The sequence below is a fragment of the Actinomadura mexicana genome, assembly GCF_900188105.1.
In the GTDB taxonomy this organism is placed as follows: Bacteria; Actinomycetota; Actinomycetes; order Streptosporangiales; family Streptosporangiaceae; genus Spirillospora; species Spirillospora mexicana.
In genome coordinates, this window is record NZ_FZNP01000013.1 from 151,423 (window position 1) to 165,124 (window position 13,702).

The following is a 13,702-nucleotide window of genomic DNA, read 5'->3' on the forward strand; positions in this document are numbered from 1 at the left end:
CTCTCCCGGATCGAGGAGGAATACGGTGAACCCCGTGGAACGGGTTCAACCGCCTGGAACCGGGTGCCCCCGCGCCGAGTCACATGCTGGGGCCGCATCCCTGCGGCGGCGGACGAGGAAGGCAGCGGTGACCACGGGAAACGACTCAGCGGGCGGCCCCGTCGACCTGACGAAGCAACCTCCCCCGACGCCGGTACCGGATCGGGGCCCGGGGCCGGCGTGGATCGTCGTGCCGGCCCGCGTGGTGGCGCTGATCGTCGTGATCCCGCTGCGGTTCGGCTGGGACCTGGCCGTGCTGGCGGCCCGCGGCGTCCGGGCGGCCTGGAGCGTTCTCAAGCGGGTGCCGGGCCGGTTCGCCCGGCTCGTCGGCCGGATGCTGCGCGGCACCTGGCGCGCCCTGTACCGGTGGCTGCTCGCGCCGACCGGACGGCTGCTGGCCGCCGTCGGCCGGGGCGTCGCCGCGCTGCTCGACCTCCTTCTCGTCCGGCCGCTGCGCTGGCTCGCCGTCGTCGTGGTCCTCGGCTTCCTGCGATGGTTCGGGCGCGGGACCGGTCGGCTGGCCCGGTGGGTCCACCGCGTCCTCATCGCGCCGACCGGCCGTTTCCTGGCCCTGCTCGGACGCGGCCTCGGAGGACTGCTCGCGCTCCTCCTGCTGCGCCCGCTCCGGGCGCTCGGCCGCGGGCTCGCCTGGCTGTTCGGCGTCCTCGCGCACGGCCTCGGCCTGCTCCTCAAGGGCATCGGCCTGCTGATCGGTGTGCTCGTCGTCCTGCCGGCCGTACTGCTGTGGCGCTACGTCCTGCGCCCACCGCTGCTCGGCCTCGCCTGGCTGGCCCGCGCCCTCTGGGCCGGCCTCACGTGGCTCGGCCGCGGCACCCGCACCGTCCTCGGCGCTCTCGGCGGCGCGCTCGCCGCCGGCCGGCGCGCCTTCGCGGCGGCGGTGGCCTGGTCGTGGCGACTGATCGGGCGCTGCCTGGCCTGGCTGGGACGCGTCCTGATCCTCGCGCCCGCACGGGCGGTGTGGCGGTACCTCCTGGCTCCGGTCGTCGCGGGGGCCGTGGGAACGTGGCGCCTCGCCGCCCGTATCCTCCGATGGCTCTGGCGAACGCTGGTCGTCGTCCCGGTACAGGTACTGGTCGTGGCCCCGGCCCGCTGGGTGCGGCAAAGCGTGCTGCGCCCGATAGGACACGGCATCCGCTCGACGTGGCGGGTCACCGTACGCGCCCCTCTCCGCGCCGCCCGGCAAACGATGCGGGAAGCAGCCCGCGACGTCCGCCTCATATTCCGCCGCTGAGTTCGCGAGTCTGGGCACTTGCTCACAAGAGTGGTGGGCGCCACCGATCCGTTGGGGTCCTACTTGGCCGGTTGATGGGCATCAACGGCTGCGCTGGCGAATGCGCGAATGAGCGGAGTCTCGCTTGAAGTACGCCATACGAAGCACCACTGGCAGAGGGGGGCGTCTCGGATCGGGACGAACGCCAGGCCGGGCCAGGAGTAGAAGTCGGCCACCTCGGCGGTGACCGCGGCGGTGGCCTGGCCTGAGGAGACGACGCTGAGCGTCTCCTGCCAGGTGGTGACCTTGGGGCCCCGGCGGACGGGGCGGCCGGAAGGGGTGTGCCGGGGGTTGAAGACCTCCTCCATGTAGGAGGGGATCGACCGGCCTTCGACCACGGTGCAGTCGCCGAGATCTTCAAGGCAGATCGTGCCCCGTTCCGCGAAGGGGTGGTCGGCGGAGACCATCAGCAGCACTTCGGAGGTGCGCGGGGTCGCTCTGACGGTCAGTTCGGGCTCGCGGACCGGCAGCCACAGGTACGCCACGTCCAACTCCCCCGACTGGAGCAGGTCCAGGGGGGAGGCCGGCTGGATCTCGCGGTGCTGGAGGCGGGCCTGGGGATGGCGGGCCAGGAACAGGTCGAGAACGTTCTTGATCTGCGTGGAGTACGGGCCGAGGGTGCCGAGGGTCAGTGTCCCCGCGGTGCCCTCGGCGGTCGCCTGAGCAGTCGCGATTCCCTGCATGATCTGCCGGTGGCCGTCCCTGAGCGCCTGATGCAGCTGCTCCCCGAGTGGGGAGAGGCGGACGGCTCGGGTGGTGCGGTCGAACAGGGGCGCGCCGATGCGCCGCTCCTGCTTTTTGATCGATTGGCTGACGCGGGCGGGGCTGATGCCCAGCCGCTCGGCCGTACGGCTGAAGTGCAGCTCCTCGGCCAGCGTCAGAAAGATCTCGATCTCCCGCATCTCCACGGGCGGGCCTCCCGATTCCTTAGCTCAGAGTTCAAGGACGTTATCGGATCCGTCGTTGATGCGACGCGGGTGAGGCGAGGAAGCTGGGGGACGCAGAGCGTCCCGGATGAGGGCGTGCTCAGAGGCAGCGCAGGAAGCTGCCGTCCTTGGAGGTTCGGTGCCCGTCGGTTATCTGATCCCTGTGGTGCTCGCCGCGATCGGCACGCTGTTCGCGCTGCGGCCGGTGCCGTGGTCGCGCCCCCTCGGGCGCCTGAGCTACTTCCTCGGCCTGGCCGTGAACGAGTTGCCGTTCTTCGTGGCCGTCTACTGGCTGGGGGTCTGGACATCGCTGGCGTTCGCGCAGGGCGACATCGACTCGGCGGGCGGCTGGGCGGCCGTCGCTCTGGCCGCCGCGACCACACTCGGGCTCGCTGTCGTCGCCCATCGCGCGCTGGGCGACAGGGGCAGGATCGAGCACGCCATGGCCGAAGGGCTGGGCACCGGATGGCGCGCCGCCATCGATGCCGACCTCGCCGAAAGACTGCGGCGGCGGCTCCCGCTGGCCCGCATCCTGCTCCTGCCCTTTTTCCGGCGACGCCGGGACGTGCGGCGCGTGGCCAACCTCGCCTACGGCGACGCGGGTCGCCGCAACCTGCTCGACCTCTACCACCACCGCTCGCGCCCGCAAGGCGCCCCCGTCATGATCCACCTGCACGGAGGCGGCTACTCCGGGGGACGCAAGAACAGCCAGTCGCTGCCGCTGCTCTACCGGCTCGCCGGCCGCGGCTGGGTGTGCATCAGCGCCAACTACCGGCTACGACCCCATGCCGAGCATCCCGACCACCTGATCGACCTCAAGAAGGTCATCGCCTGGGTGCGTGAGAACGCCCACCAGTACGGCGCCGATCCCGCAACGCTGTTCGTCGCGGGCAGTTCGGCAGGCGGGCACATGGCGGCGCTGGCCGCACTCACCCAGAACGACCCCGCCTTCCAGCCCGGCTTCGAGAACGCCGACACCTCGGTCAGCGCCGCCATCTGCCTGAACACCTGGTACGGCCCCTATTTCGGCCAGGGACCCGAGTCGTCACCGGAGTCGCACATCGCGGCGGACTCACCGCCCTTCTTCCTGGCACACGGCGACAAGGACACGCTCGTGCCCGTGGCGGACGCCCGGCACTTCGCCGACCGGCTACGCCGGACCTCGGCCGCCCCCGTCGTCTACGCCGAGCTGAAAGGCGGGCACCACGCCTTCGACCTGTTCCACTCGCTCCGCTTCGAAGCCGTCATCGACGCGATCGAGGCCTTCGCCGCCATGGTGAGATCACGGGAGAGAACAACGCCCCGGCACTAGGTTCCGACGGCGCGGCGCCCCCACCGTCCTGCGCGCTGCTCGGCGGCGCACCTGATCGTCCGGCCCGGCACGGACGGCCTGGCGGTACCTCCTGGCACCGGTCGCCGCCGAGGCTGTAGGAACGTGCCGTACGCGCCCCGATCCACACCGCACGGCGCAGGACGCCCGCCGCACCTGCGGCGACGATGAACCGCGCCGGTCCCCGAGTGGGGGCCGGCGCGGTCCTCTTGCTACTCGTCGTTGTCGGAGGTGCGCTGCTCGGTGCGCTCGCGCATCTTGCGGAGCAGCTCCTTCTTCCTCTCGGCCGCCGTACCGGCGCCGCCGTCGGCTGCTGGCGCCTTCCCGCCGCGCAGCTCGCTGCGCGACAGGTTCCTGCGCTGGCCGCCCACGCCGAGCATGCCGTTGCGGCCTCGGCTCTTGGACATGAGGTTCTCCCGTTCGGCTGGGTGTGTCGTGGTTCGTTCGCACCCAGGTCCGGCCGTGCGGGAGCGTGCTGCTCAGGCGCCGATCACGCCCGGCCGGACCCGCCGGCGGGACGGTCGCGGTAGACGCGCTGCGGCTTGGGCCACCAGGCGGTGGCCTCGGCATGGAGAAGCATGCGGTCAGGGTAGGCAGCGGCTCGCCGACCCCTCAAACGATTTTCCCGCTGCCCGGCTGAGATACTGGCGGGTGATGTATCGACTCCTTTTCTCACTGGTCATCGCCCGCGTGTCGGCGGAGAACGTCCACCACCTGACCCTGCGCGCGCTGCGGGCGATCCAGGCGGTGCCCGGTGCGGTGCCGCTGCTGCGGCGGCTGTTCGCGCCCCGCGACCCGGCGCTCGCCGTCCGCGCGTTCGGGCTGGACTTCCCGAGCCCGCTCGGGCTCGCCGCCGGGTTCGACAAGGACGCCGTCGCCTACGCGGCGCTCGGCGCGTTCGGGTTCGGCCACGTCGAGATCGGGACGGTGACCGGCCGCCCGCAGCCCGGCAACCCGCGCCCGCGGCTGTTCCGGCTCGTCCCGGACCGGGCGGTCGTCAACCGGATGGGCTTCAACAACGCGGGCTCGGAGGCCGCCGCGCGGCGGCTCGCCGGCCGGGCGCCGGGGACGATCGTCGGCGCCAACATCGGCAAGACCAAGGTCGTCCCGGAGGTCTCGGCCGCCGCCGACTACGTGGCGAGCACCGAGCGGCTCGCCCCGCACGCCGACTACCTCGTCGTCAACGTCAGCTCCCCCAACACGCCCGGCCTGCGGAACCTCCAGGCCGTGGAGCATCTGCGCCCGCTGCTGACGGCCGTGCGCGATGCCGCCGACCGCTCGTCCGCCCGCCGCGTCCCGCTGCTGGTGAAGATCGCGCCGGACCTGGCGGACGACGACGTCGACGCCGTCGCCGACCTCGCCCTCGAACTCGGCCTCGACGGCATCATCGCGACCAACACCACCATCGGCCGGGACGCCCTGCTCAGCCCGCCCGCGCTGGTCAAGGAGACCGGCGGGCTTTCGGGCGCGCCGCTGCGCGAGCGGTCGCTCGAGGTCCTGCGCCGGCTGCGGTCCCGCACGGGCGGGCGGCTCGCGCTGGTCTCCGTCGGCGGGGTCGAGACGGCCGACGACGTGTGGGAACGCGTCCGGGCGGGCGCGACCCTCGTCCAGGGCTACACCGGCATGATCTACGGCGGTCCGCTCTGGGCGCACCGCGTCAACCGCGGCCTGTCGCGCCGCCTGCGCGGCAGCGCCTTCCGCACCCTGGACGAAGCCCGCGGCTGACCCGGGGACGCGCGCCCGGTCAGGCGAAGAAGCCGTCGGCGATCAGCTCCGGCAGGACGGCGCCGGCGTGCGCGCGGACCTCGCCGGGGTCCATGTCCGTGAGCTGGGCGATGGCGTCCAGGAGCGGATCGAGGGGCAGGGTGCCGTCGCAGACCCCCGCGAGGGCGGCCTCGACCGTCCCGACGCCGGCGGCGCGGCGGAGCCGATGCGCCTGCCGCAGGACGATCCGCTCCGGGTCCTCGGCGCCGGGCGGGCCGATCTGCTCCTGGACGAGGCCGGGCACCGCCAGTAGCTGTCCACAGGCTGTGGAAAACTCCTCCGCCTTCGCGAGGCCGTCCAGCACCTCGTGCGCGTACGCGCCGACGGGCTGCTCGACGGCGTGCCGCAGCTCCTCGATCCGGACGGACGGGCGTTCGCTGCGCCGCAGGGTGATCCAGCCGAACCCGATCCCGGTGACGTCCCGCCGCTCGAACTCGTCGAGCCACGCCCCGTACCGGGCGCGGTACTCGGGCGTGCCCGCCTCGCAGGAATCCCGCAGCCACAACTCGGCGTACTCCGCCGGATCCTGGACGTCGCGCTGGACGATCCACGCGTCGCAGCCGTCCACCCACGCGCCGACGCGCTCCTCCCAGGGAACCCCCTCGACATGCAGCCAGTTGGCCAGGAGCTGGCAGTATCCGCCGTCGTTCAGGTACCGGGAGGCGCTCTCGACGAGCCGCCGGCAGAAGTCGTCGCCCGCCATCCCGGACTCGCGGTAGGTGAACCGCCGGTCGCCGGGCGGCGCGACGACGAACGGCGGATTCGACACGATCAGGTCGAACCGGCGGCCCTCGACCGGCTCCAGCAGCGACCCGCGCAGCAGTTCGGCGCCGTCCACGCCGGACAGCGCGAAGCTCATTCCGGCCAGCTCCAGCGCCCGCGGGTTCACGTCCGTCGCGGTGATGCGCGCGCCCGGCGACCGCCCCGCCGCGTGCACGGCCTGGACGCCGCAGCCCGTGCCCAGATCGAGCAGGTTCTCCACAGGCCTGTGGACAACCAGCCGGGCGAGGTTCCCCGACGCGCCGCCGGTTCCCACCACATGGTCGTGCGCCGGGACGCGCCCGTCCCCGGGCCGCACCTTCAGATCGGACACGGCGTAACCGGCGTGCCCGTCGCCGTCCACCGCCTCCAGCGGCTCGACGCGCAGCAGCGCCCGCGCCTGCCCGCCCGACACCTCGGCGAGCCCCGCCGCCACCAGCCCGTCCGCGGCGATCGCGTCTTCGGGGACGGGCACCTGGAGCCAGAACAGCCGGGTCAGCACCTCGACCGGCGAGCCGCCGGCCGTCGCCCGCAGCGCGGGCACGATCTCGTCGCGCGCCAGCGCCCCGCCCGCGACGGGGCCGAGCGACTCGCGCACTCCCGCGACGGTGTAACCGGCCCCGAGCAGCAGTTCGCGCACACGACGAAGATCAGGCATCCGCTCATCCTGCCCGCTGCGGACCCGGCGCGCGTCCCGGACCGCCGTTCGCGGTCAGCCCAGGTAGGTCTGGAAGCCCTCGGCCAGGGACTCGGCGATGCGCTGCCGGAAGGACGCGCTGGACAGCTTGTCCGCGTCGCCCTTGTTCTGCATGTTGCCGCACTCGATGAAGACCTTCGGCACGGTCGACATGTTGAGGCCGCCGAGGTCGTCGCGCCGGTCGATCGCCTTCTTGCCGAGGTAGTTGGAGTACGGGATGCCGGTGCCCTCGTGATAGGCGTTCCGCAGCGCCTCGCCGAGCTCGGCGGAACCGGACACCATCTCGGCGTTCCGGCCGATGGAGAGCGGCTCGATGATGTGGAAGCCATGGCCGGACGCGGCCGCCCCGTCGGCGTGGACGGACAGCGCGGCGTCGGCCTTCAGCCGGTTGCCGAGCGCGGCGCGCTCGGTGACGCAGGGCCCGACGCCCTTGTCGTCCTCGCGGGTCAGCGAGACCTTCGCGCCCCGGGACCTCAGGATGCCGGCGAGCCTCTTCGACACGTCCCAGGTGAAGGCGTGCTCGGCGTAGCCGGCCCTGGTCTCGGTGCCGGTCGTGTCGCACGCCTTGCTGCCGTTGCCGATCTTCACCTGCCGGTTGATCTCCGACGGGTGGTCGGCGTTGCCGCCGTTGTGCCCGGGGTCGATGACGATCACCTTGCCGTCCAGCGACTCCGCGTCCCCCTTGGCCGACGCGGGCGACTTGCCGCCCTCGGCGCCGGGGGAGGCCGCGGCCGTCGGCGGCCCGGCGGCCTCACCGCCGGACGTCCCGGAGGATCCGTTGCACGCGACGAGCGCGCCCAGGCACAGCGCGATACCGGCGACCGCGGGGCCGCCTCGATGAATTCGCAAAGGCCGTTTTCCTCCGTGATGACTTCGTTACCGACCCTGACAGTCTGCACACCGCCGCAGGTTCGTCAAACGGAGTCGGGAGAAATCAGCCGCGCAGGGGGTCCTCCTTGCCCAGCAGGGCCGCGAGCGCGCGCGCCTCGTCGGCGTCCAGGCCGAGGACCACGCGGGGACGCCCCCAGGGGTGGTCGATCGAATGGGCCACGTAGCTGGCGACGGACTCCGACACCTGCTCGGCGAGGCCGCGGGCGTGGCGCCACTCCGACCACGCGCGTTCCAATTCGCTCGCCGCGCGCTGCGCGCACGACACCAGTTCCGGATCACGCACGACCTGTTCCCCTCTGGTGAACGGACCCTCTCCCGGCCGCCGGCAGGTCCGGCCCGGCGGCCCTCGCGAGGCCGCCCGGGACTGCTCGCCGACGGTGAAGTCCCATTAACCACCTGGCCGCGGGGCCCGTCCCGGCGAATGCGGCAGGTTTGGCCTCCCCCTTACCCGGCACGCACCGGTCGCGAGAAACGATCGACCATCCCGCACCCCGTCCATAACCGACCCCGGCGGCGCCGACGCCGTAACCGAGCACGGCCTCAAGAACGATGGCGCCGCGACCGCGGGTCACATGGGCGGACCGACCACCAGAACGACGGCCAGGCGCACCGCGTCATGCGCTACCGCGTCCCGGGCCTCAGGAGCACAGGCCACCGCATCACAGGCCACCGCATCACAGGCCACCGCATCACGGAGCACCGCGGCGTGGGTCACCGCGTCACGACCGGAGCGGCGCTGCTGTGACGGCGTGCGGCGGGCGGCGGGCGTCACGACGTGGGATCACGGCACGGACCGGGCCGACGGGAGCGAGGGGAAGGCGGGGGGACGTCCTACGGCGCCGCACGGGCGGGTTCACACGGCGGGAGCGGGCCCCGTCGTCGAGCGGACCACCAGGTGCGGGACGACCAGCTTCTGCCGCGCGACGCGCGACGGGTCGCCGATGCGCGCGGTGAGCATCTCGGCGGCCACCCGGCCCATGTCGCGGCGCGGCTGGTCGACGCTGGTCAGTGAGATGTGCCGGATCGCCGCGAGGTGGGTGTTGTCGTAGCCGATGATCGACAGGTCCGCCGGGACCCCCATGCCGAGCTCGTCGGCGGCCGACAGCGCCCCGGTGGCGACCAGGTCGTTGGGAGCGAAGATCGCGGTCGGCCGGGCGTCGCGGCGCAGCAGGGAGAGCGCGGCCCGGTAGCCGCCGTCCTCGGTGAAGTCGCCGGGCTCGACGACGATCTCGCCGGCCAGGTCGTGCCGCCGCATCGCCTTCTCGTAGCCGGCGCGGCGGTAGCGCGCGGTGGTGGAGCGCGCGCCCTCGATGTGCGCGATCCGGCGGTGGCCGTGCTGGACGAGATGGTCGACGGCCAGGCTCGCGCCGAGCTCGTCGTCGTCAACCACGATGTCGACGCCGACCACGTCGCGCTCGCCGACGACCACCACGGGGACGCTGGCGGCGGCCTCCTTGAGCGACTCGGGGACGACGCTGAGCAGCACCAGCCCGTCCACCCGCATCTCCAGGAACGCCTCGACCGCCTCGGCCTCGAACATCGGGTCCCAGCGGCCGCTGCCGACCAGCATCCGCAGCCCCGCGCCGTGCAGGCTCTCCTGGAGCCCGTCGAGGAACTCGGCGAAGAACGGGTTGTGCAGGTCGGCGACGATGGCGCCGATCAGCCGGGTGCGTCCCTCGACCAGGCTGCGCGCCACGGCGTTCGGGCGGTAGCCGAGCTCCCGGGCGGCCTGCAGCACGGCCTGCCTCCGGCGTTCGCTCACGTGCGGTGACCCTCGCATGACCAGCGAGACGAGCGATTTGGACACACCGGCGCGTTCGGCCACATTGCGGATCGTCGGTTTCGGCGCGGGCACCGTCTGGCCCCCGTCGCGCGGTACGGGAGAGGGCTCGCTGCGCGGCCGGGGCACCGCGCCCTCTCCCAGCATGTCGTGCGGGGGATTTGCTTCATCGGCTGACATGGCACTCCGTCCAGGGGAACCTGCAGGACCTGCCGCGGCAGCGCCCCGGTGGGGGGAATTCGGCGCGCCGCCCTCCGCTCAGGAGGAGATGCCATGATGCCGCGCCTTCCCCCCATACCGCCGCGACAGTGAGTAACGGGCATCCGTCAATAGTGGTTCGGGCCTGTGGTGTTCTGGATCACAGTCGCCCCGGGGAGCGGCCGCGCGCCGGTGGCGGGCCCGCCACCGGCGCGCTCGGTGTGCACCCTGACCGTGCCCGGCTCGGATACCCTGCCCAGGTGGGAGATCGTGCGGTGGCCGGTGCGAAGGCGCGCAGCCGGCCGAGCGGCGGGCGCGGCCGTCGCCGACTCAGCGTGGACGAACGGCGGGACGAACTGATCGAGGCGGCGCTGCAGCTGTTCAGCACGCGCTCGCCCGAGGACGTCTCGATCGACGACGTCGCGGCGAAGGCGGGAGCCTCCCGCGCGCTGGTCTACCACTACTTCGGCGGCAAGAACGAGCTGTACATCGCGGCGCTCGGCAGCGCCGCGAAGCACCTGTCGGTGCTGCTGGAACCGCCCACGGAGGGCAAGCCCCTCGAACGGCTGCGGATCTCGCTGAAGCGCTACTTCGACTTCGTGGAGAGCCACGCGGCCGGTTACACGGCGCTGCTGCGCGGCGGGCCGGCCGACCGCTCGGGCGAGGCCGGCGAGATCGTGGACGGGATCCGCCGGCTGCTGCTCGACCGGATCCTGCACTCGCTGGACATCGACGTTCCGCCGCCGATCCTGCGCATCACGCTGCGCTGCTGGATGGCGACCGTGGAGACCGCCGGCCTCGACTGGCTGGAGAACCGCGACGTGTCCCGCCCCGACCTGGAGCGGCTGCTGGTCGACCAGCTCGTGGTGATCATGCAGATCTCCGGCAGGCACGACCCGGGCACGGGCGCGCTGTTCGACCGCCTGGCCCACGAAGAGATGAGCCATTAGTCGCGCGGAGACGAACCGGTAACCGTTCTACCTGCGGTTATCGCGCTGACATGGGCGGAGTTTCGGACATCCAACTCGGTCGCGTCCACAACCGGACACAACCCCCGGAACGGAACCGGGCCGCGGTCTGTCCCCGGGAGCGGGCGATCTGGTGCCCGTCCCGGGGACAGTGCGGCTTCGGCGTTCGGGACCGACGATTCTCGGATGACCGTGGTCCCGTGTCGGCCAGGAGACCACCGAGCGGGTCCCCGCACACAACTCGGGCGCGAGGTCCGTTCAAGAGCCTCCTGGCCGCCCCCCTCTTGCGCTGTGCGCCCGGAGGGCTCCCCAGGAGCCCTGCCGGTCGGCGTGACTACTCCGAGCGCTGCTGCGGGATTCCCGCGAGCAGCGCCCGCACCTCCGCCTCGCGGTACCGGCGATGTCCGCCGAGCGTGCGGATGGACGTGAGCTTTCCCGCCTTCGCCCAGCGCGTGACGGTCTTGGGGTCGACGCGGAACATCGTCGCCACCTCCGCCGGCGTCAGCAGGGGCTCGGCCTCTGGCGTACGTGCTGACATGTTTGCGGCCTCTCCTCCGTGGACCGATGACAGCGATCCTGCGATTGATCCTCGCGTGGTCACTGATGTCCCCTATGGCCCGAAAGAGCCACTATGACATCACAACGTGTAACCTTGCCACCACTCAGCGCAACAAGCAAGTTCCTGGCGGTAGTTGCGTGCAAACATCCCCGCGAGAGCGGGGAAGTGTGCATGTCCGGTGGTGCCTGGGTCACGCTGCGTGATTCTAGCGACACGTATAGTCGTATCGCGCGCGGATTCGGGAAATTTGTTTTAGTTCGCGGCCTCCAGCGCCCGCACGGGGCGCCAGCGGGCGAGGAGACGTTTGTACATCGCGACGGTCAGCTCGACCTCGCCTCGCTCCATACCGGTGAGGGCCACGGTCATCTCCGCGACCGACTCGTCGGTACGGAGCGTGGTGTCGTCGAGGAGATGGACGAGCCCGCCGTAGTCGAGCTCCACGAGCGCGCGGGGGTGGAACTCGCCGAGCCACCGGCCGAGCGTCTCCAGCCGTCCCGCCGACAGGAGGTAGACGTCCTCCGTCCCCTCGCCGAGGTTCTCGCGCACCACCGGGAGCGCGGCCGCCACCCGGCGGCGGGCCTCTTCCATCGAGGTGACGTAGATCAGCGTCCGTGCGGGCGCCGCCGTCGCCGGGCCGTGGGCCGTGAGCTCCTCGGCCGTGTCGTCCGCGAGCCGGTACCCGCTCCCCGGCGTGCCGAGCATCAGGCACCGCTCACCGCGCGCGAACGGCACGAACCAGTCCAGCGGAACGTGCCAGGTACTCGTCAGGATGTGCGGGCGCAGGGAGCGGCCGGCGTTCTTCCACTGCTCGAAGTCGCTCCGCACCCGCTCGGACAGGGGCGGCGGGACGAAGGCCGCCGCCACGCCCGCCGCCTGCTCGCCCCGGAAGCGCTCGAAGGCCAGCCAGGACCGCAGCCGCGTCCCCCACGGGCACACGTAGATCATGTCCTCCAGGCGCCGCACGTAGGCGTCCCTGCTCTCCCGTTCCGGGACGACCTCGGGCGGCGAGCCCGTCAGCCTGAGCACGGACTCCCGGTGCTCCACCCCGAGCGCGTGGATCCGCCTGGGACGGCGCCTGGAGTCGGCGTAGACCGTCCACAGGGTCCGCGCGGGCTCCGGGAAGGCGGTCACCGGTTCATAAACCCGTAGGTACGCCGCGTACGGAAGCACCATCGCATCGTGACATGAGAATCGCATCGCGGCATGAGATTCGGTCGGGCGTGGCGCCATCGCGCGCCCTAGGCTGATCTTAGAGACAGAGAGGAGGGCACTACCGTGCCTAATGTCTTCGGGGCGCCCCACAAGGGCACCGAACCCCGACACGAGCAGGTCGTCTTCTGCCAGGACGAGGCCAGCGGCCTGCGCGCCATCATCGCCGTCTACTCCACCGCGCTCGGCCCGTCTTTGGGAGGGACCCGCTTCTATCCGTACGGCTCCGAGGAGGAGGCCCTCGCCGACGTGCTGAACCTGTCCCGGGGAATGGCGTACAAGAACGCCCTGGCCGGGCTCGACCTCGGCGGCGGCAAGGCCGTCATCATCGGCGACCCCGCCAAGGACAAGTCCGAGGCGATGCTGCGGGCCTACGGGCGGTTCGTCCAGTCGCTGAACGGCCGGTACTACACGGCGTGCGACGTGGGCACCTTCAGCGAGGACATGGACATCGTCGCGCGCGAGTGCCGCTTCGTCACCGGGCGGACGGTCGCGCACGGCGGCGCCGGCGACTCGTCCATCCTCACGGCGTTCGGCGTGTTCCAGGGCATGCGGGCCGCGGCCGAGACGGTGTGGGGCCGGCCGACGCTGCGCGGCAGGCGGGTCGGGGTGGAGGGCGTCGGGAAGGTGGGCCACCGCCTGGTCGAGCACCTGCGCGAGGACGGCGCGGACGTCGTGATCTGCGACGTGGACGAGACCGCCGTCGACCGCGTCCGGGCGCTGCACCCCGAGGTGGAGGTGGTCGCCGACGCCGGCGCCATGGTCCGCACGGAACTCGACGTGTACGCGCCCTGCGCGCTGGGCGGCTCCCTCGACGACGACACCGTGCCCGTGCTGGCCGCCAAGGTCGTCTGCGGCGCCGCCAACAACCAGCTCGCCCACCCGGGCGTGGAGAAGCGCCTCGCCGACCGCGGCGTCCTGTACGCGCCCGACTACGTGGTGAACTCCGGCGGCGTGATCCAGGTCGCGGACGAGATCGAGGGCTTCAACTTCGACCGCGCCAAGGCCCGCGCCGCGGGCATCTACGACACCACCCGGAAGATCTTCGCCTTGGCCTCCGACGAGGGGGTCCCGCCGGCGGTGGCCGCCGACCGCCTCGCCGAGCGCCGGATGTCGGAGGTCGGCAGGCTGCGCGGCATCCTCCTCTGAGCTCCCGGAGGGCGCGGCCGGGGGGTGGGATTCCTAGACCTGTTTAGACCGTTGCAAAACCGTTGTGAGGGCCGCCGCGGGGCGGCGTACGACCGTCCCACGGTGGCCTTCGCACGTTGACGTGACCACCGGATACACTGTT

The 13,702-nt window shown here is 72.2% G+C and carries 13 protein-coding genes; 5 read left to right on the forward strand and 8 right to left on the reverse strand.

Annotated features, from left to right (window positions below):
• Positions 1–127: 127 nt before the first annotated feature.
• Entirely contained in the window at positions 128–1,291 is a 1,164-nt protein-coding gene (locus CHC11_RS29605) for a hypothetical protein (protein ID WP_089315135.1), read from the forward strand.
• A gap of 59 nt (positions 1,292–1,350) precedes the next feature.
• Here the strand turns inward: CHC11_RS29605 and CHC11_RS29610 are convergent, their stop codons facing one another.
• The gene (locus tag CHC11_RS29610) at positions 1,351–2,232 is read right to left on the reverse strand and encodes a LysR family transcriptional regulator (RefSeq protein ID WP_245919938.1); all 882 of its coding nucleotides are present in this window, start codon (positions 2,230–2,232) and stop codon (positions 1,351–1,353) included.
• Between the two features lie 163 nt (positions 2,233–2,395).
• On the opposite strand from CHC11_RS29610, the gene CHC11_RS29615 reads away from it, so the two are divergent.
• On the forward strand, positions 2,396–3,568 hold the full coding sequence (locus CHC11_RS29615; RefSeq protein ID WP_089315137.1) for an alpha/beta hydrolase: 1,173 nt from the start codon (positions 2,396–2,398) through the stop codon (positions 3,566–3,568).
• 230 nt (positions 3,569–3,798) lie between these two features.
• On the opposite strand, the gene CHC11_RS29620 is transcribed toward CHC11_RS29615, so the two are convergent.
• Positions 3,799–3,993, reverse strand: a complete 195-nt coding sequence (locus CHC11_RS29620; RefSeq protein ID WP_089315138.1) for a DUF6243 family protein — start codon at positions 3,991–3,993, stop codon at positions 3,799–3,801.
• 247 nt (positions 3,994–4,240) lie between these two features.
• Here CHC11_RS29620 and CHC11_RS29625 point away from each other — a divergent pair, with 247 nt between their 5' ends.
• Positions 4,241–5,311, forward strand: a complete 1,071-nt coding sequence (locus CHC11_RS29625; RefSeq protein ID WP_089315139.1) for a quinone-dependent dihydroorotate dehydrogenase — start codon at positions 4,241–4,243, stop codon at positions 5,309–5,311.
• A gap of 19 nt (positions 5,312–5,330) precedes the next feature.
• On the opposite strand, the gene CHC11_RS29630 is transcribed toward CHC11_RS29625, so the two are convergent.
• From CHC11_RS29630 to CHC11_RS29645, 4 genes are all read right to left on the reverse strand, one after another.
• The gene (locus CHC11_RS29630; RefSeq protein WP_089315140.1) at positions 5,331–6,767 is read right to left on the reverse strand and encodes a N5-glutamine methyltransferase family protein; all 1,437 of its coding nucleotides are present in this window, start codon (positions 6,765–6,767) and stop codon (positions 5,331–5,333) included.
• Between the two features lie 54 nt (positions 6,768–6,821).
• On the reverse strand, positions 6,822–7,655 hold the full coding sequence (locus tag CHC11_RS29635; RefSeq protein ID WP_342750011.1) for an N-acetylmuramoyl-L-alanine amidase: 834 nt from the start codon (positions 7,653–7,655) through the stop codon (positions 6,822–6,824).
• Between the two features lie 85 nt (positions 7,656–7,740).
• On the reverse strand, positions 7,741–7,980 hold the full coding sequence (locus CHC11_RS29640; protein WP_089315141.1) for a hypothetical protein: 240 nt from the start codon (positions 7,978–7,980) through the stop codon (positions 7,741–7,743).
• A 570-nt stretch (positions 7,981–8,550) separates the two neighbouring features.
• Positions 8,551–9,657: a LacI family DNA-binding transcriptional regulator gene (locus CHC11_RS29645; RefSeq protein ID WP_425427359.1), complete on the reverse strand. Its 1,107-nt coding sequence runs from the start codon at positions 9,655–9,657 to the stop codon at positions 8,551–8,553.
• 278 nt (positions 9,658–9,935) lie between these two features.
• Here CHC11_RS29645 and CHC11_RS29650 point away from each other — a divergent pair, with 278 nt between their 5' ends.
• Complete coding sequence (locus CHC11_RS29650; RefSeq protein ID WP_245919917.1) at positions 9,936–10,625, forward strand: TetR/AcrR family transcriptional regulator; 690 nt, start codon at positions 9,936–9,938, stop codon at positions 10,623–10,625.
• A gap of 352 nt (positions 10,626–10,977) precedes the next feature.
• On the opposite strand, the gene bldC is transcribed toward CHC11_RS29650, so the two are convergent.
• Both bldC and CHC11_RS29660 read right to left on the reverse strand, forming a co-directional pair.
• Positions 10,978–11,181: a developmental transcriptional regulator BldC gene (bldC, locus tag CHC11_RS29655; RefSeq protein WP_012850682.1), complete on the reverse strand. Its 204-nt coding sequence runs from the start codon at positions 11,179–11,181 to the stop codon at positions 10,978–10,980.
• A gap of 273 nt (positions 11,182–11,454) precedes the next feature.
• The gene (locus tag CHC11_RS29660; protein ID WP_483860533.1) at positions 11,455–12,432 is read right to left on the reverse strand and encodes a DUF8083 family protein; all 978 of its coding nucleotides are present in this window, start codon (positions 12,430–12,432) and stop codon (positions 11,455–11,457) included.
• A 45-nt stretch (positions 12,433–12,477) separates the two neighbouring features.
• Between CHC11_RS29660 and CHC11_RS29665 the strand changes: the two genes are divergently transcribed.
• On the forward strand, positions 12,478–13,560 hold the full coding sequence (locus tag CHC11_RS29665; RefSeq protein WP_089315143.1) for a Leu/Phe/Val dehydrogenase: 1,083 nt from the start codon (positions 12,478–12,480) through the stop codon (positions 13,558–13,560).
• The last annotated feature ends 142 nt before the right edge of the window (positions 13,561–13,702 follow it).